Origin of the sequence: Enterococcus sp. DIV1368f (genome assembly GCF_051712245.1) — a bacterium.
Lineage (GTDB): Bacteria > Bacillota > Bacilli > Lactobacillales > Enterococcaceae > Enterococcus > Enterococcus faecalis.
The window spans coordinates 2,434,200-2,455,626 of sequence record NZ_JBIOON010000001.1; the positions used below are offsets into that span (position 1 = coordinate 2,434,200).

The 21,427-nt window shown below is 39.2% G+C and carries 19 protein-coding genes; all 19 read right to left on the minus strand.

Going from position 1 to position 21,427, the window contains the following annotated elements; all coding sequences use genetic code 11:
• Window positions 1-41: 41 nt before the first annotated feature.
• The gene (locus IGL07_RS11915; protein WP_025189585.1) at window positions 42-443 is read right to left on the minus strand and encodes an LPXTG cell wall anchor domain-containing protein; all 402 of its coding nucleotides are present in this window, start codon (window positions 441-443) and stop codon (window positions 42-44) included.
• On the minus strand, window positions 424-1,557 hold the full coding sequence (locus IGL07_RS11920) for a DUF916 and DUF3324 domain-containing protein (RefSeq protein ID WP_010817647.1): 1,134 nt from the start codon (window positions 1,555-1,557) through the stop codon (window positions 424-426). The genes IGL07_RS11915 and IGL07_RS11920 overlap by 20 nt, the downstream gene beginning before the upstream one ends.
• A gap of 87 nt (window positions 1,558-1,644) precedes the next feature.
• A complete protein-coding gene (locus tag IGL07_RS11925) occupies window positions 1,645-2,337 on the minus strand; it encodes a WxL domain-containing protein (RefSeq protein WP_002375694.1) in 693 nt (230 codons plus the stop codon).
• 426 nt (window positions 2,338-2,763) lie between these two features.
• Window positions 2,764-3,735 (minus strand): dimethylarginine dimethylaminohydrolase family protein, encoded by a 972-nt coding sequence (locus IGL07_RS11930; protein ID WP_010817648.1) that lies wholly within the window; start codon window positions 3,733-3,735, stop codon window positions 2,764-2,766.
• A 111-nt stretch (window positions 3,736-3,846) separates the two neighbouring features.
• A complete protein-coding gene (locus tag IGL07_RS11935; protein ID WP_195526214.1) occupies window positions 3,847-5,262 on the minus strand; it encodes an alkaline phosphatase in 1,416 nt (471 codons plus the stop codon).
• Window positions 5,263-5,381: 119 nt separating this feature from the next.
• Entirely contained in the window at window positions 5,382-7,295 is a 1,914-nt protein-coding gene (locus IGL07_RS11940; protein ID WP_010817650.1) for an endonuclease MutS2, read from the minus strand.
• Between the two features lie 346 nt (window positions 7,296-7,641).
• Window positions 7,642-8,385, minus strand: a complete 744-nt coding sequence (gene dagF, locus IGL07_RS11945) for a 2-dehydro-3-deoxy-phosphogluconate aldolase (protein WP_002361094.1) — start codon at window positions 8,383-8,385, stop codon at window positions 7,642-7,644.
• A 3-nt stretch (window positions 8,386-8,388) separates the two neighbouring features.
• Complete coding sequence (locus IGL07_RS11950) at window positions 8,389-9,492, minus strand: DgaE family pyridoxal phosphate-dependent ammonia lyase (protein ID WP_010817651.1); 1,104 nt, start codon at window positions 9,490-9,492, stop codon at window positions 8,389-8,391.
• 11 nt (window positions 9,493-9,503) lie between these two features.
• Complete coding sequence (locus IGL07_RS11955; RefSeq protein WP_002355080.1) at window positions 9,504-10,355, minus strand: PTS system mannose/fructose/sorbose family transporter subunit IID; 852 nt, start codon at window positions 10,353-10,355, stop codon at window positions 9,504-9,506.
• Complete coding sequence (locus tag IGL07_RS11960; RefSeq protein WP_002355079.1) at window positions 10,355-11,104, minus strand: PTS mannose/fructose/sorbose/N-acetylgalactosamine transporter subunit IIC; 750 nt, start codon at window positions 11,102-11,104, stop codon at window positions 10,355-10,357. The genes IGL07_RS11955 and IGL07_RS11960 overlap by 1 nt, the downstream gene beginning before the upstream one ends.
• Window positions 11,105-11,127: 23 nt before the next feature.
• Window positions 11,128-11,622 carry a PTS system mannose/fructose/N-acetylgalactosamine-transporter subunit IIB gene (locus IGL07_RS11965; RefSeq protein WP_002355078.1) on the minus strand — a complete coding sequence of 165 codons (495 nt, stop codon included), beginning with the start codon at window positions 11,620-11,622 and terminating at the stop codon, window positions 11,128-11,130.
• 19 nt (window positions 11,623-11,641) lie between these two features.
• On the minus strand, window positions 11,642-12,043 hold the full coding sequence (locus IGL07_RS11970; protein ID WP_010817652.1) for a PTS sugar transporter subunit IIA: 402 nt from the start codon (window positions 12,041-12,043) through the stop codon (window positions 11,642-11,644).
• Between the two features lie 71 nt (window positions 12,044-12,114).
• Window positions 12,115-14,928 (minus strand): sigma 54-interacting transcriptional regulator, encoded by a 2,814-nt coding sequence (locus IGL07_RS11975; protein ID WP_010817653.1) that lies wholly within the window; start codon window positions 14,926-14,928, stop codon window positions 12,115-12,117.
• A 120-nt stretch (window positions 14,929-15,048) separates the two neighbouring features.
• On the minus strand, window positions 15,049-15,576 hold the full coding sequence (locus IGL07_RS11980; protein WP_010712849.1) for a histidine phosphatase family protein: 528 nt from the start codon (window positions 15,574-15,576) through the stop codon (window positions 15,049-15,051).
• Window positions 15,577-15,641: 65 nt separating this feature from the next.
• Window positions 15,642-17,090 carry an amidase gene (locus IGL07_RS11985; RefSeq protein WP_010817654.1) on the minus strand — a complete coding sequence of 483 codons (1,449 nt, stop codon included), beginning with the start codon at window positions 17,088-17,090 and terminating at the stop codon, window positions 15,642-15,644.
• Window positions 17,091-17,186: 96 nt separating this feature from the next.
• Window positions 17,187-17,852, minus strand: a complete 666-nt coding sequence (locus IGL07_RS11990; RefSeq protein WP_010712851.1) for a helix-turn-helix domain-containing protein — start codon at window positions 17,850-17,852, stop codon at window positions 17,187-17,189.
• A 380-nt stretch (window positions 17,853-18,232) separates the two neighbouring features.
• On the minus strand, window positions 18,233-19,441 hold the full coding sequence (locus IGL07_RS11995; protein ID WP_010817655.1) for an ABC transporter permease: 1,209 nt from the start codon (window positions 19,439-19,441) through the stop codon (window positions 18,233-18,235).
• Complete coding sequence (locus IGL07_RS12000) at window positions 19,438-20,112, minus strand: ABC transporter ATP-binding protein (RefSeq protein WP_002365285.1); 675 nt, start codon at window positions 20,110-20,112, stop codon at window positions 19,438-19,440. The genes IGL07_RS11995 and IGL07_RS12000 overlap by 4 nt, the downstream gene beginning before the upstream one ends.
• A complete protein-coding gene (locus IGL07_RS12005) occupies window positions 20,105-21,271 on the minus strand; it encodes an efflux RND transporter periplasmic adaptor subunit (RefSeq protein WP_010817656.1) in 1,167 nt (388 codons plus the stop codon). The genes IGL07_RS12000 and IGL07_RS12005 overlap by 8 nt, the downstream gene beginning before the upstream one ends.
• Window positions 21,272-21,427 lie beyond the last annotated feature (156 nt).

Below are 21,427 nucleotides of genomic sequence, written 5' to 3' on the forward strand. Positions count from 1 at the left end.
CGCCTCCTTTTCAAATTGATTTTATTTATAGAAACGGCAATCTATTTTTCTTTTTTCCTTTTTTTATTCAAATAATAGAAACTTATTATTACTATGAGCAGACAGACAATACCAAGACTGTAAAGCCACCTGCTATTTCGTTCACCTGTCCTTGGTAAGGACATCTGGGCATTAGTGGGATTTGTTTTGGCAGTATTTTTCTTAGGCATCTCTTCTTGGCGTTGTGCCGTTTTTTTATCTTTGTTAGTAATTGGCTGTTCTGTTGACTTAGTGATATCTTCTGTTTCTAGCGGTGCCTTCCCACCATAAAACGTCACACCGATATTCGTTTGTCCCGCTTCTTCTGCAAAGCTCTCAGAAGAAGCGGTCAGACTCGCGTTGGCGATGATTAAAAGCATTCCTAATATCACCAGAAGTGACCCTTTACTTCTCGCTGTCATCATCGCGCACTCCTTGTCTATTTTTCAAGGCTGCCTGTTTTTCTTGTTGTAAATAGGCTTGTTGTTTCAGTGTCGCTTTCTGTTGCGTAAAACGCCAAACAGCGAGAATTAGGCTCACAAACGTTGCAACTAACAACCCATAAAAAGCTTGATTCCACCAAGTCGGTAGGACCAATTTCACCACCGCTTCTTTGTTTAATTTTTTGGCTTCTTGACTACTGATGGTAAATTCTTGCTTAAACGGCCAAACTTGTTGTTCATCTTCTTTCAAGACCGCTTTTCCTTCAAAAATATAGGTTCCTGGACGAACATCTTCTTTCCCAAAATCTAAGTGAAAGTTCATCGTTGAATTCGGTGCAAAACGAACACTTGGTAAAATCCGTTTAGCATATTCTTTCGTTTCACCTTTTTTCGTTACTTTCCCTTCTAAACGTACTTCGGGAAAAATAGCGGATGTCGGATTCTGAATAATCGCTTGGACCGACTTATTTCCTAAAGCAATGGTCGGAACTAATTTAACTAATTGAAGAGTCTCTGCTAGATACATTGGCGTATCTTCTGACGTTCGCAAAGCAATCGCTACGTTAAACCCATATCGACTGGTTAACCCCGTTGAATTTCCTTTTTCTTCCTTTTCATCTTCTGCAAGCGAAGCATAAACACCACCTAAGACTAATCCCTGAAAGCCATTTGCTGGAATTTCGACAGTCATTTTGGCTGTTACGGTTTTCTTAGCAGGAACTTTTACATGTTCTTCAGGCAATTTAATTAATGTTGTCAAAGGTACTTTCAAACTTGAATCCGGTTTTTTCTCGAAATCATTGTACACAATTAAACCATTATCATTCGTCACAGCATTCGCCAAATTTAAATCAATTGTTAATTCTTCATCTGTTTTATTAATTAACGATAATTCGATTTCTTGTTTCTGTCCTGGTTTTACAATGAGATCGTAGTAGGATTGCGTATTTTTCGCTTGATTCTCGGGAATATTGGGTTTAACTGTAAATTTTGTATTCATGTTGTCATCCGCTTCTTCTGTCTGTGCAACAGAAGGGATGCTTAATGCCATCACACAAATAAAAACTGTGACGATTAGCCAGCGCATTGTCTTCATTATTTGTTCCTCCTATGTATCGAAAAGGAGCCGTGCACCACTGCGCAGCTCCTTTTCTAGTAATGCAGTATTCTCGTTAGTAACTATTTACGGTGCAGCCACTAATGTCCAAGTTACGTTACCTGTATACGCACCAGTTGTAATTTGTGAACTAGGTGTTGTAATGTTTAATTTTACATTTGATAATTCAGAATCCCATGTACCTTGTCCTTTACCAACTGCTGCTGTAGCAATTGGTACAGCTGCTCCACCTACTGGAATAGTTGTTCCAGCAAATTCAGGACTTCCTGGGTCTGCTGCAAAGGCAGCCACATCACGTGAGTATGTTTTTGCTGTTTCATTGTATTTAGCTACTGCTCCTGTTTGTGCAAAAGTAATTGAGCCTTCTAAAGCAGCGGCTCCATTTTTCATTTCAGTAATGCCTGCAGTAACTGTCCAGCCGGCTTGTGTTCCACGAACATCCCCAACTCCATAGCGTTTTGTTTGTGTGCCTGTTGCATCTAATGAAATCGCTGATAAGTCAGAGTTAACTTCTGTCGCAGCAAATTTAAATTCAGTTGGGACATATAATAAATCAAAGTTAGTATTTGGATTTGTAGGATCTGGTTCTTGTGTACTTCCATCTTCTCCGTCACCAGGCCCATCAGGTAATGAACCACTTGTCATTTCTACGTTTGCTGGCGTTGTACCAGTCGTTGTTGCATGCGCTGCTGCAGGAGCAATACTTGCGCCTAAAATAGCTGTTCCTGCAAATAAAGTTACCAATGTTTTTTTCTTCATTTTACTCTCTCCTTTAGTATCTTGGTTAATTAATGGATAAAAAAGTGAAAAACTTTTCTATCTCGGTAGAACGTAAACTAAGTATAGCGAAAAAAAGCCTGCTTGTGATTTCAAATTTTAAACACCTCATGCAAAAAAATTGAATTTATTATAATAGCAAGGTTTCAACGACTTTTAACGTCTTTGAAAACGTAATTTTCAAAAGAGATGCTGTTTTCTCCCACTTATAAAGTAGTGATTTTATAAAAAAACAGCGAGAAAACGTCAAAATGTCAGTAACAAATACTGACATTTTGACGTTTTCTCGCATTTATTAAATCAAAATTTCCTCAATTTTTTTAAAAAAAATAGTGAAAACTAGAATTACATCGTTTTCATAAACAAAAGAGGCATTTTTTCTTACAAAGATTGACAACTACTTCCTGACTATTCCCTAATCAACGCTTGTGTTGTACAACGGAAGGAACCACCTAACATTCTAGAGACATGGTAATCAATTGCCTCAACTTTGATACCTTTTGCCTCTATTTGAGGAATTAAGGTTGTAAACGATTGGTCTGTTATATATGTTTCTTCGTTAAGCGGTAGACCATTTGTCACTAAATACGCTGCTTCTTGCAAAGTAACGTGAATTTTTTCCCAGTTGTCTAATTGTGCAGGGATTCCATCCAAAAAGGCCTCTTCACAAACAATCATCAAGCCTTCTCTCAACAAGCTTAACGCACAATCTAAGTGGAGAATATGCGGATGTAACCGAACCGGCACCACTTCATAACCAAAATGACCAATCATATTGGCTAACCATTGAATCCCTGCTAGGTTACTCGCCAAACCAGAGTAGCCCACAAAAATTGTTGTTCCTAGAACTAAAACATCACCGCCTTCAATAAAGGGACCTGCTTCACTCAAAACGCCTTCAGAAATGTCAGGTTGTGGCGCAGCAAAATAATAGCCTTCTGCTTCTTGTGTCCACTGCTGAATAATCGGACGAATTGGTAAAATTTCTTGTCGACGGTGTTGAAATCTTAAGTTTCCTTCTATTAAGAGGTTGCCAATTGTAAAAAAGGGGTCTCGTGAAAAGAAGTTACTATATCCTACGCCCAATTCCTTGCCATGTTCTTTTTCATAGGGTGTCAATAAACGTGGACGAAATACTTCTACGCCATAAGATTCTAATACTCCTTGCATGACTTCTTTTTCTTTTTCCCAACGCACTTGTTGTTCTGGTGCAAAGTCTGCTAAATCGCGCCCTTCATTATTCTGTGTTAAACGGGCATTTTCCTCTGTTAAAAAAGTCGTATCCGCTTCATCAAATTTATCTGGTAAACAAAATTGCGATTGTGCTAAAACAACTGAACGTAACGGTGCAAATTCACTTTCAACATGCATTTTTTTCATTATTTGACCTCACTTTTATCTGGTTACCTTCATTATAACAGAGATAAAATTTTTATGCCTTCAATGAAGAAAAAGCAGAACTTCTATACGTTCTGCTTTTTCTTCATTTTGTTATTTACCAATACCTTTATCTTTAATCTCAGCTTTTTGCCCGGTGCCATCTACTAAGCCAAAAATAATCTTCGCTTGGTCTGTATTATCAATTTGTCCTGAAAAAGCTTCTGCTTGTGGTCCATAAGCATAGACATTTACATCTTCTCCTGTGTGTCCGCCTGTAGTCCAACCAGTATTCGAACGTTGATCAAAAATCTTTCTTAATGCCTGAGCAATTTTTTCAACATCTTTTGACTCCGCCGCTGTTTTCACTGCTTTCAATTCAGCCTCACTTAATTGAAAATCAATATACTCAGTCACTGTTTTTTCCACATTACCATTTTTAATAATTTCTTCTGCCATGAAATCAGGCGTGCGTTTTGCCGCATGTAAAGGCTCCGTCAACCAATTGTATTGATCTCCTTTACCTAAAGACAAGCCACCAGTAGAATGATCTGCAGTTGTAACCACCAATGTTTCACCATCTTTTTTGGCAAAATCGATAGCCTTTTCAAACGCCGCTTCGAAATCTTGCATTTCGCTCATCGCGCCAACAATATCATTGCTATGCCCGGCCCAATCAATTTGGCTACCTTCAACCATTAAAAAGAAGCCTTTTTCATTTTTATCTAAACGTTGAAGAGCCTCTTCTGTCATATCAGCTAATGAAGGAACTTCTTCCGTTCGGTCAATCATTTTAGGTAGTCCACCTGGTGCAAACAAGCCTAAAATTTTGTCGTCTTGGTTCTCATTTAACGACTTTTTGTCTGTGACATGACCATAACCCGCTTGGGAAAATTCTTTGACTAAATCACGATCTTTCCGCGCAAATAATTCGGAGCCACCGCCAAGTAACACATCGACTTTGTGTTGTCCGTCGATTTGATCATCAAAATAGTCATCGGCGATTTCTGCCATATTTTTGCGTGAAACATTATGGGCGCCATATGCAGCAGGGGTTGCATGTGTTATTTCAGATGTTGCTACAAGCCCCGTTGATTTCCCCACTTTTTTCGCACGTTCTAGCACTGTTTCTGTTTTGGACTTGTCATTATCGAGTGCAATAGCATTATTGTAGGTTTTCACTCCAGCAGCCATCGCTGTCGCTGCGGACGCTGAATCAGTGACATTCTCTTCTTCATCTTCTGGATAAGTGGCTTGCTGTCCGACTAAATAGGTATCAAAAGCTGTTTGGGGAACACGCTTGTCTGAGTGATTGGCTTTAAAATAGCGATAGCCCGTTGTATACGGATTCCCCATGCCATCTCCAATCATAAAAATAACATTTTTTACTGGTGCTTTTTCGGATTCAGCTGCCTTCGCTTCAGCAACCTCTGTTTGTTTTTCGCCGCTTTTCTGTTCAGATAAATTTGTACAACCCGCTAATGTTGTGAATGTTAATAAGGTAACCCCTAGCAAAGCTCTTTTCTTCATTTCCTTGTTTCCTCCTTCATATCTCTACCCATACATTGACTATAACAAGTCTTAGTTGATTTCTGATAAATAACAAGTAAACAAAGTGTTAAGTTGTTGTATTGCTTCTGTTAAGTTCCTTATTTTTCGCGTCTTGCTGCTCTTTTTTCGGCTTCTTTGCGTAATTGTTTCTGCGCTTTTTTTGAGCCGCGTTCAATATCTTTGAGTTTCTTTCGTTCATGGAAATCTGTAAATAAACTTTCTAAATCATAGTCTTGCGGATATAGATCTTGTGCTTTCGCTTGTAATTTCAACCGTCTTCGTGGTACATTTTCAATTTTATCATTCACAAATACTTGGATTTCTTGTTCACCCTCATCTGTAAAAACCAACCCAATTTGTTGTGTTTCTGTCAATAGGACACGATCACCTTTTTGATAACGGTCTGTTTCTTCTACAAACGTGGTAAAGGTCGTTTCTTTTGCTTTCAGGGGTTTAAATAGACTTCGATTAGTAGGGTATTCTTTCCGCTGAATATAATGGGCCGCCTTTTCAATGAGCTGTGGCTCCATCTTCATTTTACGTGCAATCCAAAGCGCCTGACTATCGCCAACTTCACCAATTTTCAATTGATATTTGGGCGTTAATGTTTCACGATCGAAGGCCATTGCGGCGGGCACAAAATCGTCATGCTCTTGGGCAAAACGTTTAATTTCACCATAGTGGGTCGTTGCAACTACCAAGGCACCCTTTTGATACATCGTTTCCATGATAGCAATCGCTAAGCCAGCTCCTTCGTTCGGCTCGGTGCCACTGCCAATTTCATCTAATAAAACAAGCGTATGTCGCTTAACGTTACGCAACATTTCCGCAATATTTTTCATGTGCCCAGAAAAAGTGCTTAACGCATTTTCCAGATTTTGCTGATCACCAATATCGACAAAAATTTCATCTAATACTGGAATCTCTGTGCCCGCTTGTGCTGGAATTTGCAACCCAAATTGTGTCATGACAGTCAATAAGCCAACTGTTTTCAAGACAACCGTTTTACCACCAGCATTGGCACCTGTAATGACAAGTCCTCGATACTCTGCTCCTAAAGAAAACGTCAGTGGTACTGCGTGTTCTAATAAAAGAGGGTGTTTTCCTTGAACAATGCGCAAGCGTTCTTCTTTGTTGACTTTTGGCGTGATCCCACCTATTTCGCGACTATACTTTCCTCGTGCAAAAATAATATCTAAGGTGGTCATTGTATCGACGGCTTGATCGACTAGTCGTTCTTGCTCATTAATTAACCCTGTTAGTTCTGCCAAAATTTGATATTCTTCCGCTGTTTCTTCCGCTTTTAAGAGTGTCAGTTGTTCATTTAATTTACTAATTGCTACAGGTTCAATAAAGACCGTTTGGCCTTTATTGGATTGCTCAATGATTGTGCCTGAAACCTTATTTTTATAGCTAGCTTTGATTGGTACCGTGTAATGTTCCCCTTTTTTCACCATCATATTTTCTTGAATATATAGTTGATTATTTTTATTGCGTAAAAATTTGGTGACTTTTGTTTCAATTTCTTGTTGGCATTCATTGATTTGACGACGGATTTTCCGAAGTTGTCGAGAAGCATCGGTGGCAACTTTTTGGTTATGGATTTTCGTATAAATTTGTTCTTCGATTGCTCTGAAATCAGCTAAGTGCTGACTGTAACTAAATAAACGCGGCGTTTGGTATTGATTTTTTTCAAAAAACTTCTGGATTCGCTGACTACTTCTTAAAAAGTCAGCGACCTCAATCAATTCGTTTGGTGTAAGGATTAAGCCTTTTTTCACTTGTTGAAGCAAGCGGGTAATTTGACTCAAGCCCATGAAAGGGACGTGTTGTCCGCTATCAATAATTAAGCGGGCCTCGGTTGTTTCCGTTAAGCGGGACTGCACTGTTTCTAAACGTGTTGCAGGGACCATTTTCGCCAACCGTTCTTTACTATACTCGCCAATCGCACGTGTTTGAACTTCTTTAAGAATTGTTGTAAATTGTAATTTTTGAATGGTTTCATGATTCATTTGTTTTTTCTTCCTTTCTATCACGAAAAGAATACCTGGCGCCTTTAAATAAAAACCAGTTTCTATAGAAAAAAGAGGACAGCGTTCTACCGCTGTCCTCTTTATCATTGGATAAAGGTTACTAAAGAAACCTCTTTTAAAGGAGGTGTTTAGTAATTGAGATGACTGACAGGTATCACTTTCTAAGCACACCAAATAAACCTTGCTTGGTTCACTGGTTATTCAACTTATCAATTAGATACCTACGACACTCACCAAAATACCCCACATTCATTTGTTGGTTTTTATTTATTCTCCACTTGAGAGTAGCAAATCTGGCGAAGAAAGTCAAATAAAGATTGGCCCTTTACTTATTCAATGTGTTTTTCATCATGGTTAGTAACGTTTTCACGTCTTCTGTTCTAGTGTCCCCTGTTTCTTGATCGATAATTGAGCTGTAAACATGAGGAATGATTTTTTTAACGCCGGCATCCACCGCAATTTGAACAATTTCTTCAAAGTTTTCTAAATCAATGCCCCCTGTTGGTTCTAAATAAAAGTCATACTTGGCACAAGCTGCTGCTACTGCTTGGTATTCTTCTTTGTGAGCCAAGCCTTTCATCGGGAAATATTTAATGGAACTGCCCCCCATGTCTTTCAACAATTTGATGGCAGTTTCGATAGGTACTTCTGCCGCTGGCGCACCCGAGCTTAACGGACCTGTCGCAATGTTAACATAGCCAACTTTGCCTGTGGGTGAAACCAAGCCATTAATTACTGTTTCGTCTTGACGAAGTAAGGCCCGCGAAGCGCCGACACCTGTGAAGACTTGGTTCACGTGTTGCGGTTGTAAAACTTCTGATAAGCGAGCCACCATTTGACTTTGATTTGGATCGCCAGCCCCTAAGCCGACAGATAAAGCGTTGTTGGTTGCTGCTTGGTATTTTTTCATATCGTCAATGGCTGCTTCATCGGTTTCATAGTTTTTTGAAAGGACGCCTAACACAACATGCCCTTCTGCTGCTTCATAACAGGCTTGGGCATTTTCTACTGAATTGGCTAAGACGTTTAAACAAATGCGTTCTTCTAAATAATTAGGTTTTAATGACATGGCTTATTTCTCCTTTGTGTCCATAATTTCTTGTAATCGTTGCACGATTTTGTTCATTTCTTCTTGATTGACAGAACGAATGTCAAATTCAATGATGCCATTGTTGGCTTGATATTCTCGCGTATAAATGGCTGGACTTTTTGCTTTTAATGCTTGGATGACTTCCTTGGCAGTTTTTCTGCCGTCCACTTTAACACTGGCGCGATAAATGTCTCGGCCAGCGCCATCTTGGACGATTTTGGCGGTTAAATCTGACAAGTTGTTGATGGCTTCAACAAACGGTTTTAAGCGCTCTTGCATCGAAGCCCCTGATTCACTGCCATGTGCCAAGTATTCTTCCACTGCTTGCGTAAATCCTAAGATATTGTCTTTGCCAATTTTCATTGCTCGACCAATGCCTTTGCCTTGTAGGCGCACCCAGTCAACGTATTCTTTTTTCCCGACCACTAAACCGGCACTTGGCCCTTCAATGGCTTTGGCGCCGCTGTAAATCACCAAATCAGCGCCTGCTTCGGTGTATTTGAAAAGATCTTCTTCTGCTGCCGCGTCAACAATTAGCGGCACCTTGTGGCGTTGCGCCACTTTGGCCGCTTCGGCCACCGTCAGCATACTTTTTTGCACGGTATGATGGCTTTTGATGTATAGAATGGCCGCTGTTTTTTCGGAAATCATCATTTCCACGTGTTCTGGACTGCACATGTTGGCGTAGCCAGCTTCCACTACTTGGCCGCCGCCTTGCGCTACCATGACTTCTACAGGCGTGCCGTAGTCCACGTTGTGCCCTTTAGGTAAAACAATCTCCCGCTGTTCAATTTTTTCTGTATAGGGATGATACGCGTGGTACAAGCTGCCTTTTCCAATCAAGGCAGCCACCGATTGGGCAATCCCCGCCGAAGCCGAGGAAACGATTTGGGCATCTTCTGCCTTCAACAAGTTGGCTAAAAAGGCCCCTGTTTGCACACTAAGTTCACTCATTTCAAAGAAATGTTCGCCGCCGAATCGTTGAGCCGCTAGGACTGCCTCCGAAACTTTGGAGACACCTAGAATGGTCATTTTGCCAGAAGCATTGATGACTTCTTTCAAGTGGAATTTTTCGTAACTATTCATTATTTTCTCCTTTATAACAAACCAAAGAATGAAGTGACCAAACTAACTAAGACAATCGTGCCGATAATGATACCGTAACGTGGGCCTTTTTTTACCATGAAGAAATAAATAGCCATAACTGCTGCTAAAGGAAGTAACCCTTTCATAATTTGATCTAGGATATCTTGTAAAACAATCGTGGCACCGCCAGTAACTTTAAACGTCATCGGGCTAGCAATTTTAACATAACTCGCACTTAAAGCGCCCATCATCATCATTCCTAAAACATTTGCTGAATAAATGACTTGCTTAATTTTGCCGTCTTTTAACAAACTTAAGATTGAATTACGCCCTAATGTATAGGACTTATTTACTAACGTCCAACTGATGTATAACGTAATGGCTGTGTACAGAACCAACGGACCGATACTTCCAATCACGTTACCTCCTTTAGCCATTGGAATAAAAATGGAAATGATTAACGGCATTAATGCTGCCCAAATAATCGAATCGCCAATCCCAGCCAGCGGACCCATCAGCCCAGTTTTAATCGATGTGATCGCCGTATCAGAGATCGCTGCGCCATTGGATTTTTCTTCCTCCATAGCAATTGCAATCCCTTGAATGGAAGCCCCTACTGTTCCTTCAGTATTAAAAAAATTCAAATGACGTTTCAGAGCTTCTTTTTGTTGTTCTTCATCGTCTGCGTAAAGTTTTTTAATTGCAGGAATCATCGATGCACAAAAAACTAAACTTTGAAGACGTTCATAAGAATTTGATAATTCACAGCCTAGTTGATAAATCCAAAAGGCTTTGGATAATTCTTTTTTAGTAATTTTTTTCTGTTCCAATTGTTGTTCATTTGCTTGTGTCATTTGTTCCATTATGCTGCCTCCTCACTCAATGCCTTATTTCTAACTAAAAAGGCAATACAGATTCCTAAAATAGCGACGGCCATAACTTCTGCGCCAAAATATACTACTGCAACAAAACCAATTAAAAAATAAGGAATCAAATTTTTCTTGCCAATTACCATAATTGTTAAGGCGAATCCTAACGCTGGTAAAATACCACCCATTACTTCAAAGCCGTGCATCAACCATGCTGGGATAACTTCTAAGACTTTATTCACCACAGATTGACCAAAAAAGTTCGCCGCAAAAACTAACGGAAAGCGAATTAAAAATCCCGCTAAAGCTGGATAAACAAACGCAGCTCGGTAAATCCCCCCATAATTTAACTCTTCCGCATATTTATCAGCCATATGCACCCACGTCGCATTGATGGTGCGCCGTAATTGATCCATAAAGACGCCTAACACACCAAAAGGAACAGCTAGTGCAACAGCCGCCTCGGCATTCATTCCCACACCTAAAGCAATTGGAATCGCAATTGCTGAAGCTAAAGCCGGATCACTAGGCACATTGCCGCCCGGTGTGGAGGTGACTCCGAGATAAACAAGTTGAATCCCCGCCCCCACAACCATTGCTTCACTAAGTTTTCCTGTTGCTAAACCAGCCACCAACGCTGCACCTAATGGCTGAGACAGCATGCCTGAAAATGTGTACCCAAAACGCAAACGTGCAAACCAATAATAAAGTCCCATAATAATTGAAACACCTAAAACGCCCATATGATTCTCTCCTTTTTCTCTGATTATAGTGATTGATATTTTTCAATTAATTTTTGAATTGGTAGGGGATTTTCTTCGGGAATCGCTTGGAAGAAAACATGGATGCCCTTCGTTAAAAGTTCAGTCAAAATTGCAACATCTTCTTCAGATAAATTGATATTTTTTAAAACATTTTTCCGATTTGGTCCGCCACCTAAGCCACCAACTTGAATCTCCTCTTTAATAATTTCTTGGTCCACCATCGCTTTTAAGGTCGTTAAATCTGGCACTAAAAATAACACCTTTTTCTCTTCCTTTTCTTGCGATTCCCAATATTCTTTGGCACTTTCAATCCCTTTAATTACTACAGAAACCCCTGGAGGCGCCGCCATTAAATAAATACTTTGTAAAAATTCATCTTGCTCTAGTTCATCACTCACTACCAAAATTTCATTTGCACCTGATTGTTGTAACCATTTAGTCACTACTTGTCCATGGATTAAACGGCTATCGACTCTTGTTAATACGATTTTTGACATTCTGTTCACCTGTACTTTCTTATTTTGGAATTTCTAAAATTTGACAACTGTCTACTGCTGCTTGTTGAATCATCTCTGCATCTTGTAAACAAAACCCAGGACCACTTTGTTTCATGACGGATTCTAATAATAACGATGTGCATAATCCGGACACAATCAGGAGGTCATAATCTTTTGATAAACGTAATGCAACATTACTAGGTGTGCCGCCTTTAACATCTGTTAAAATTAGCAACTGGTTGTGCCACGTTAATTGGTCAATTTTTTCTGTGACTCGTTCTAAATAATCCCCCAGTGAATCCTCTGCTTGTAATGCAACTTCATGTACATTTGTAACTTCTCCAACAATCATCTGGACGCTTTTGACTAATTCCAAGCCCCAACCATTGTGTGTTAAAAGTAAAATTGGTTCATTTTCCATAAACAAACTCCTTTGCTAATTAATCATTTTATTAAAAGCAATAAGTGTGCCAACTTTCATTTCTGTTTGAATTAAGCCTTTTCAAAGAGCAATTCATAAATATAGCGCACTTCCAAAGGTGGAATCAACAAATTATAGGACACTTCAAGCGGTCGAAACGCCATTTTTATGACAGATACTGCTTCTGGCAACTCTCGGTATGACACTTCATAAGCTGTTGGGTCATATTCTGGATTCAATAATTGCCGTTCTAACATACAGGCACAATGAATGATAAAACGAAGTAAAATCTTTTCGTCACTTTTTATTTTGGTTTGCAAGCAAATGTCTGAATAAATCTTAGCTAATTCGATTGAAATGGTTGTAGGATTCAAAACCGTTAGTAAGTCTGTAATAGCTTCGATTGATAATCCTTGAATGTATTTAGCTGAAACTTTCTTTAGTAACTCTTGGTTTTGTTTTTCTTCTAAATGATGGCCTAATAATTCGAAAACTAGCTGAATGCCCCGCTTCGATAGTAAATCTTGTAAAGAAATAAACGGAATATCTGGCACTTCTGTCTTTACGGTGCCAATGATGCCAACGATTTTCTCTTCTTTCCGAACAAAAGAATGCAAACGATCAATGTCTTCCACTTCTCTTTTCTCTAAAGTAATGATGCGTACATTCGTTAGTAATTCATTAGGAAAAGTTTTTAGTAACAACTGTTCAATTTTAATAGCAGTCCCCATGCCAGTTAGACAGGAAATAATGAGAACTTTTGCCTCGTTGAAGCGACCTTTACTGCAAATCAAGGCGCGATGATTTTTTTCTTTTAAGACTGGTAATAGATACTCAAACGCCGTCGATTCATAAATGACTTCTCGCGCCACTTCTAGCAATGTTAAGAGATTGATATTGCTAATTAGCAGCACTTCCATTTGAAACGTTTGACTGATAGCATTACCAAAGTAAACCAGGGAACCGATGTCCACCATCAAAATAATTTTTTTATACTGATTTTGCTTTACAATTGTACGGACTTTTTCTAATGTTTCTTCCACTGATTGATTAATCGGCATATCAACTGCACGCATGACAGTTGTTGAGAACAGAAGGTTGGTGTACTCAACCATGCTGCTGGCCGTCGCGGCACCATGTGCAACGACGATAACGCCACAGTTTTCTTCAACTGAGTGCGCTCTTTTTTTAGCTGTGACTTTACGAATAAATAGATCAAAAAAGAGGATTTCCGTATCAGCAAAAGAAATCCCAAACAACGTTTGTAGAAAGTCCACCATGGTCTTAGCAGCTTGATACTGGGTTACTTTGCCAGAATAGATATTTTTGGTATCTGAATAAAATGTTTCATTCATTTGTGCAGAATAAAAAACAGCAGAATAAAGGTGGACAATTAAAATATTCTGGAAATCCTCTGTCAATTTTTCTTGGATTAATTGTTCAAAAAAGACAATGGCTTCTTGAATTTTTGGCTGCAATGTTTCGTCAATGGCCTCTAAGGCTAGCGGTTCTTGAGCAAAAATATCCATATCATAAAGTTGCTCGACTTTGTTTTGCATGATTGCTAGCGCATCCTCTGTCGAAAGAGTTAATTTTTTCAAATCCGCATATTCTTTCAATAGAAAATTATAAAAACGATCATTTTTCAGACTTTCTGATTTAAGTAACTCTTGACTGCTTAAATAAAAATGGTTGTATTGAATCGTGAGGCCATCGTTAGGTATCCACTCATTAAAAGCCAGCAGACTTTCTACATCAGGTTGCTCTTTGACTGTCCCCTCGTTTGCTTCAATGCAAATAGTTTCCGTTAATTGGTCGAACACTTCTAAATAGGCTTGTGCGCTCATAAATTGAATCGCCGCTTTCAATTCACCAACGTTGGCTTCAAAATGAGTAAACGTTAATTGTTTCAACGCCTCATAACGAATGTGGATATTCTTTTGAATCCGTTGACTTTCTTCTAAGAAAAAGGACAAAATCAATTGAATTTTTTCTTTCAAAGAGCGCTCGGCTAAAGCTGGAATGGCTAATGTCACAGGGATCCTTCTTAAAAACGTTTTCAAAAAATATTGATTGACTGCTTCGGTTGTTGCAAAAATAAATTTTATCGATACATTTCTTTGTTTTTCGGCTTCGCCCATCCGTGTAAAATACCCTTTATCCAAAACTGTAAACAATTTTTCTTGGCCTTCGCTCGTTAATCGATGGACTTCATCTAAAAATAAAAAACCGCCATCTGCCAACTCCACCAAGCCTTTTTGGTCATTGACGGCACCAGTGAAACTGCCTTTTTTATAGCCAAACAGATGCGAAGTTAATAATTCTGGATTGTTGAAATATTCTGCACAATTAAAATAAATAAACGGGACTTCTTGGTTCATTTTAACTTGATAAAATTGGTGTAATTGTTCTGCAATTAAGGTTTTGCCCACCCCAGATTCTCCAGTAAGTAAAATATTCAAGCCATTAGGCGGATATAAAATAGCGGCTTTCAACTTCTTGATGGCGTCTGCTAAGCTCCCATCAAAACCAATTACGTTCGCAAATGGATTCATTTTCAGTAGTTGCTTTTTCTTATGTATCTGTTCTGTCTGTTGATAAATGTCCTCTTGCAGCGAAGCGAGGGAATCGTAGCACGTGCTACTTTTAAAAAAAGGAAACTGTTCCTCTAAGTAGTCTTTATCAAAAAATAACACTGGTCTAGATTTAACTTTAACGACTTGGTCTTTTCTCACTAATTTTGAAAGCTCTTCACTAACAGCAGTTCGGGTATAGCCAGAGGCCTGACTTAATTGCGAAGCCGTTGCGGGTAACAAGGTTGCTTTGCTACTTGGATTTTGTACGTGAAACTGTTTTAACGCTTGATGAATATTATCAATTCTCATAGTCTTTTCCCCATTTCTTTTTTGATCCAAAAGTTAATTTATTATACATTAAAACGGAAGCGGTTTCTTATTTACCATAAAAAAATCAAGTCTTTAACCAAAAGATTAAAGACTTGATTTTTATTCTCCGTATTGTACAAGTTGTGTATTTTCACAATGAAAGTCCAAGAAATCTTGGATTTTTTTACCATTGAAGTAGTTATCAATGACTCGCATGACCGCATTGTGGCAAACAAATAGGTAAGTTTCCTCTGAAGCCACGGCTTCCTCAATCAAGGGATAAATTCGACCCGCAACATCTAGGACCGATTCCCCTTCTGGAAACGGCAAGGAAATCTCAGAACGATTTTCTTGGAAAGCCGTTGTTTCAATCGGTTCACCATCATAAATGCCAAAATTCATCTCAATTAAACGAGGTTCTGTTTCAATCGTCAATTGATTTCGTTCCGCAATTTTACGTGCTGTTTCTTGCGCCCGTTTTAAAGGCGACGCCAGTAAACGGTCGATTTGAATTCCTTGTTTGGCAATTTTTTCAGCTACCAATTCCGCTTGTTGATAGCCTTTTTCGGTCAATTGCGCTTCCGCATGACCACAAATTCTACGGGCCACATTATAATCTGTTTCACCATGTCTCACTACGTACAGCATTTTTCCACCTCAGTTTTTTGTCTTGTGTCTATTTTATCTGAAATTTGGTCACAATAACACCCTATTTAGCGGTAACTTTCTGGTAATTTAAATTTACCTTCTTGCTCAAACTGTTCGCCTACTTGGAATAAGAGATCTTCACGTCCACGAGCAGCCAGCAATTGAATGCCTAAGGGTAACCCCGTTGCCGTCACATGTGTGGGCAAGCTGATGGCTGGTTGTCCTGTCAAGTTCGCTAGTTGAGTATACGGTGTTAGCTGTAAACTTTTATCAAAATAATCATAGATTAATTCAGCTAATTCTGCTTCTGTTAATTCAGCTGCCTGTTCCATTCGTTGACGAATGTGCTCACTTTGCAAATCTTCGTTAATTTTTGGTGCTGAAAAAGCCGTTGTTGGTGATAAAAACAGATCAAATTTTTGAAAAAGTTCTTCCATCGTTACTGCTGCTTGATCCCATAACTGTAATGAATGAACATAGGTGGCTGCTGGAATCTTTTGGCCAAATTGATGCATGGTCCATGAAAAAGGTTCGATTTCTTCTTTGCGAATTGGGCGCCCGAGCCCCTGTTGAATGCTGTTCATCATCGCTGTAGTTTCTGCGCCGTTCATTTGATAATAGGAGCGAATCAGCGCTGCACCATCGACTGGATAAGGAATCTCAATGATTTCATGGCCAGCGGCTGCCAGAAAATCAGCCGCTTGTTTCGCCGCTTGTGTTGCTTCTGGCGAAATCATTGAGCCGATAGGCGAAGCGGTACACAGAGCAATTTTTAGCCGTTGTTTTTTAGGGTGTGTTTGCCATTCTGCCAAGGGTGCTTGGTATGGGGCGCCACTGTGGCTACCACGTAGGCCATAAAATAACGCTTTGGTGTCTCTCATAGAAATAGTCAACGCAAAGTCAATCGAGGCACCTTGCCAGCCTCGCCAGCCTTCTGGGCCGACAGGCATGGAGCCACGGCTAGGTTTTAAGCCAATTAAGCCACTAAAAGAGGCGGGAATTCGGATGGAGCCACCGCCATCACTAGCGCCGGCGATAGGAACAATCCCGCTAGCGACAACTGCGGCAGCGCCGCCACTGGAACCGCCTGGCGAATGTTCCAGGTTCCAAGGATTGCGGGCTGGCCCGTAAAGCGCAGGATCCGTAATATTTTTAAAGCCAAACTCTGGGGCGTTGGTTTGTCCTAAGGGCATCAAACCAATCGTTTCAGCTTTTTTGACAAAGTTAGAGGTCGTTGTTGCAGTACTATTTTTAAAAAGTTGCGAGCCGGCCGTTGCTGACCACCCCGCTTTTTCTTGGCCTAACATTTTCAAAGGAAATGGCAAACCAGCAAATAGTGTGTCCTGCTGTTCATTTTTTTGATAAGTTACTTCTGCTTCTTGGCTGTCAAAGGTTACAAAGCCATTGAGCTTTGGATTTAACTTTTGGACTTTTTTCTCAATATCCTTTAAGAGTTCTGTGTGACTTACTTTCTGTTCTTTTAATTGTTGTACCCAATATAGTCCGTCTTTCATACAGACCCACCTCCTATACTATTCCTTATTAGTATAGCATGGTTTTTAGGGGTCATCCTGTGATGGTGATTTTCATTCGTCAAGTGCTTCTCTATTTTAAGTAAATAATTCGCCAATGTAAGGAAGCAACTGCGGATGCAGTTTGTAGCCTTTATACCGTGTATTTTGGATACCTTGTTTTTTAAAGCCCCCTACTTGAATTTTTTTATTTAATTTTGTCAGCTGCTTGGTCATTTTTTTTCGATTATTGGCTGTTTCTTCTGTGTCATATATTAATTTACACAGGCGCTCCATTGGTAAGTGTTCTTTCGGCGTACTATACAAGATAGCGAGTAGTGCACGTTCTGTAGCTGTTAGCTTTATCCCCTCTACATCTAACTTTTCATCTTCTCGTTGGATGGGTTTATTTAATTCTGCCAAAAGGAGATTTTCTCTTAATGTATCCAAAGTCGCATCCAATCGTAGCCAATTGAGAATGCCATATTGATAGCTAATGTTCAATTCTTCCGAGGTAGGAATGTCTTCGGAACGAAGAAACAACGGCGTTTTAACTCTGGCTAATTCCTTTAGATATAAATATTGTTCTTTGCGAGGAATCGTTTCGCTGAGAATGATGGCATCAAATTTCCGATAAAACAAATGACTTTCCTTAATTTCACCAATCAGACACGTCGTGCAAAAAACTTGGTGGTCTAAATGCTGTAAGCGATTTTGAAAAGCAGTTTCTGCTAAGATATTTTTTGTGATGACCATTATTTTCATTCTTGATTCCTCCTTAATTCTTTTTTGATTCAAAATTTTCTCAATTTTCGTGTTTTGTTTTGATATATTTAGTATACTGGAAATTTTTCGAATTAAAATTTAGAAATTTACAAGCAAATCAGTCATTAACAGTCATTCCTATAATCCCTGATTTATAAAGTCTTTCCAATAGTCTTATTTAAAAAATATTTGTTATTTAATCCTCAACGTGCTATTTTTTCAATTTTTTCTTTTTTTATTTAGCTAACAAACGTCAAAAGGTTAACATTAGCTACCAACCTTTTGACGTTTGTTAGCTATTTTCTCTTGAAATCTTTGGATTTTTTTCTGCTTTCACTAAAAAAAACAGCCAAAAGTGGCTGTTTCTTTGCTATTTATATTTATTTCATAATATCGATTAAGTCTTTTTTTGAAGCGGCCGAGGCAGGGAAATAGCTAAATACAACCCCGATAAAGACAGAAATCCCGATGGCTAATGTAACCGTCATTAAATCTGGACGAACAGAAAACGGTAATGCCATTGAGGCTAAGTAGGCAATAATCATTCCTAAAAGATAACCAGTAATTCCGCCGATTAAGGTCAAGGCAATCCCTTCTGTTAAGAATTGCTTTTTAATATCACTGGCTGTCCCGCCCAATGCACGTCGGATACCAATTTCCTTAATCCGTTCTGAGACCGAAATGTACATCATATTCATAACGCCGACCCCAGCAATTACCAGTGAAATGGCCGCAATTGCGGAAATAAACAAGGTTAAATTATTTAATAAAGAGCCCATTTCTTTGATGGTATCTTTAACATTATATTCTTGATACGTCCCGCTGTTTTTCATGGTTCCTTGTTGAGAGAGAGTTTTTATTGTTTCTTTCAATACTTGATCTGGTTGGTAGCCAGGTGCTACTGTTAGCTTCAACGTAGATGTATCTTTTAGCTTGCCGAAATAATGTTCATAGGTCTTTTTGGGAAAATAAAGCAATGAGTCATCATTACCTGGACCAATGGCACCGCTGGTATTGGTTGTCACGCCAACAATGGTAAAAAGTTGATCTTTATATGGAAAAGTTCGATTAACTGCTGCAGTCGGGTCTTGGTAGAGTTCTTTGGCAACCAGTTCATCCACCACCACTGTTTTATCCAGTTTTGCATTGTCTCCATCATTCAGTTGGCGTCCCGCCAACAATTCTTTGGTGGTTTTGTCGGCAAGTTCATAGGTTACGGAAAGATTTTTCGGTCCTGCTTGAAAATTCAGTGTACCTTTTTGGGCGCCATCAACTTCTCTTTGATCAAAATCAATTTTTTCTACGCCAGGAACCATGCGCACGACCCCTAAATCATTGTCGGTAAACATCGCTTGGTCACTAAACATATCCGAAGTGTTGTAGGCCGAAAAAGAAATCTTTTTCACATTTTCTTTTTGTTTTTCAGCAGATAATTTATCGACCATGTCTTCTTTAAAGCCGTTACCGATAGCCACGATGGTAATCACCGAAGCGATCCCGATGACAATCCCTAGCATCGTTAACAAGCTGCGTCGCTTATTTTTCAAAATGGAACGGAAGGCGGTTTTCCAAATAATTGAACGTTTCATGTCAGCACCTCCTCTAAAATCTTTCCATCACGAACTTTAATCAAACGATTGCAGTATTCAATTGTTTCTTCATCATGTGTCACTAAAATAATGGTGACACCTTCATTGTTTAATTGCTGAAAGAGCGTTAAAATTTCTTCCGATGTTTTACTATCTAAAGCCCCAGTTGGTTCATCTGCAATAATAAAACTTGGCCGATTGACAATCGCACGCGCAATGGCAACACGTTGTTGTTGTCCGCCCGAAAGTTGTTTTGGATGCTTCTTGCCTTTATCTGGCAAGCCGACTTTTGTCAGAACTTCGTGGACACGATCTTTGGCTTCTTTTGGGGTTAACCCACTATATAAAAGAGGCAATTCAATGTTTTCTTCAACTGTTAGTGTTTCAATTAAACTAAAATTCTGAAAGACAAAGCCGACTGCTTCATTTCTAATTCGGGATAGTTCCTTATCAGAAAAGTCGCCAATTTCACGGTCTTCAAATAAATACGTTCCTTCAAACTTTTTATCAATAAAGCCTAGCAAATTAATCAAAGTCGATTTCCCAGAACCAGAAGGACCCATAATCGCTAAAAATTCTCCAGCGTCTACTTGGAGGTTAATATCATCTAACACATGCAGTGTTTCTTCTTCGGAATAATAATATTTATGAATATGGGCTAGCTTAATCATTGGCAGCTACCTGAACATCTTGATTATCTTTCAATTCTTTATTGGGATTGGCAATCACTTGGTCTTTCCAGTTCAAGCCACTTTTGACAACTTTACGTCCTAAATTTGTTTCTGTTTCAATCGGTGTTTTTTTCGCTTTGCCCGCTTTGTAAACGTAGACAAATTCTTTTCCGCCTTCTTTTTGGATTGCTGCTGTCGGTATAATCATTTGCTTTTGCGGCACAGCGATGCTAGTAGACAAGCCTTCTGCCCAAGGAAAATCACCTTCTACTGTAAATTGATAACTCACTACTGGATTGCCTTCATTTTTAGCTATTGGGGTTTGCGCAATGGAAACAATTTTGCCTGGCGCTGTTTTGCCTGAACCAACGGTCGTCACTGTTACTTCTTCCCCTGTCTGTAATTTATCGTAATCATACTCGGTTACTTTTCCTTGAATATTTTTCTTTTGTGTTGCAATTTTAATGACTGGTTTGTCAGTACTACTCATGGCACTAGCATCAACAGTGACTTGACCATCAATTGGTGCTGTAACAACTGTGTTGACTTTGCCACGTGTTTGTTCAAGCGTGTTTGCTGCTCCGACGGCATCACTGTTGGCTAATTGAAGGGCTTGGTTAGCTTGGGCGACTTCACTATTCGCAGCACTAACAGCTTCATTCAATTGCTGAATTTCCGCATTTAGTGTTTCTTTCTCTTCAGCCTCTTTTGCGGTGTTTAATTTTTGCTTGGCTGCAGCAACTTTGTTTAAGGCTTCATTGTATTTTTGAGTGGCTAAGTTAACGTTCTCTTGTGCTTGTTGGACTTGAAGATTGTTTCGATTAACAGCATTCGCTTGTTCTGTTTCTGTGGCTTGGATGTCTGAGTTATTGTACGTTAACAATGGACTATCTTTCTTGACTTCTTTACCATTTTCAACATTTATTTCGGCAATTTTTCCTAAAGAAGGATCAAAGAAAATATCCCGAGTATCTAGAAAACTCACTTGACCATCTAATTTTAATGAGGCCATTTCTGTAATGGTATACGTTGTGTATTCAGGTTCAACTTCTTTTGAAGAAAAAACTGTTTTTGCTCCGATAAATCCGACGACGACCACTGCGGCACCAATACCGAACCACACTTTTTTATTTCGCTTCTTCTGGCCTGACTTTTTCATTTATTTGTTCCTCCTTGATTTCTGTTGACGAGTTTGTCATTTTATTTAGTATATAATGAATAAAAAAACTGGTCCCTTCATCTTCCTATCATTCCTCTTACAGTTTTGACACATCTTTATCTAACAAAAAAACGTTTATCCTGTGTAAAAGGATAA

Bases quoted from the DNA above. Each gene is read 5' to 3' on its own strand.
- IGL07_RS11915 (WP_025189585.1), bottom strand. From the start codon at position 443: ATGATGACAGCGAGAAGTAAAGGGTCACTTCTGGTGATATTAGGAATG.
- IGL07_RS11920 (WP_010817647.1), bottom strand. From the start codon at position 1,557: ATGAAGACAATGCGCTGGCTAATCGTCACAGTTTTTATTTGTGTGATG.
- IGL07_RS11925 (WP_002375694.1), bottom strand. From the start codon at position 2,337: ATGAAGAAAAAAACATTGGTAACTTTATTTGCAGGAACAGCTATTTTA.
- IGL07_RS11930 (WP_010817648.1), bottom strand. From the start codon at position 3,735: ATGAAAAAAATGCATGTTGAAAGTGAATTTGCACCGTTACGTTCAGTT.
- IGL07_RS11935 (WP_195526214.1), bottom strand. From the start codon at position 5,262: ATGAAGAAAAGAGCTTTGCTAGGGGTTACCTTATTAACATTCACAACA.
- IGL07_RS11940 (WP_010817650.1), bottom strand. From the start codon at position 7,295: ATGAATCATGAAACCATTCAAAAATTACAATTTACAACAATTCTTAAA.
- dagF (WP_002361094.1), bottom strand. From the start codon at position 8,385: ATGTCATTAAAACCTAATTATTTAGAAGAACGCATTTGTTTAAACGTC.
- IGL07_RS11950 (WP_010817651.1), bottom strand. From the start codon at position 9,492: ATGAATAGTTACGAAAAATTCCACTTGAAAGAAGTCATCAATGCTTCT.
- IGL07_RS11955 (WP_002355080.1), bottom strand. From the start codon at position 10,355: ATGGAACAAATGACACAAGCAAATGAACAACAATTGGAACAGAAAAAA.
- IGL07_RS11960 (WP_002355079.1), bottom strand. From the start codon at position 11,104: ATGGGCGTTTTAGGTGTTTCAATTATTATGGGACTTTATTATTGGTTT.
- IGL07_RS11965 (WP_002355078.1), bottom strand. From the start codon at position 11,622: ATGTCAAAAATCGTATTAACAAGAGTCGATAGCCGTTTAATCCATGGA.
- IGL07_RS11970 (WP_010817652.1), bottom strand. From the start codon at position 12,043: ATGGAAAATGAACCAATTTTACTTTTAACACACAATGGTTGGGGCTTG.
- IGL07_RS11975 (WP_010817653.1), bottom strand. From the start codon at position 14,928: ATGAGAATTGATAATATTCATCAAGCGTTAAAACAGTTTCACGTACAA.
- IGL07_RS11980 (WP_010712849.1), bottom strand. From the start codon at position 15,576: ATGCTGTACGTAGTGAGACATGGTGAAACAGATTATAATGTGGCCCGT.
- IGL07_RS11985 (WP_010817654.1), bottom strand. From the start codon at position 17,090: ATGAAAGACGGACTATATTGGGTACAACAATTAAAAGAACAGAAAGTA.
- IGL07_RS11990 (WP_010712851.1), bottom strand. From the start codon at position 17,852: ATGAAAATAATGGTCATCACAAAAAATATCTTAGCAGAAACTGCTTTT.
- IGL07_RS11995 (WP_010817655.1), bottom strand. From the start codon at position 19,441: ATGAAACGTTCAATTATTTGGAAAACCGCCTTCCGTTCCATTTTGAAA.
- IGL07_RS12000 (WP_002365285.1), bottom strand. From the start codon at position 20,112: ATGATTAAGCTAGCCCATATTCATAAATATTATTATTCCGAAGAAGAA.
- IGL07_RS12005 (WP_010817656.1), bottom strand. From the start codon at position 21,271: ATGAAAAAGTCAGGCCAGAAGAAGCGAAATAAAAAAGTGTGGTTCGGT.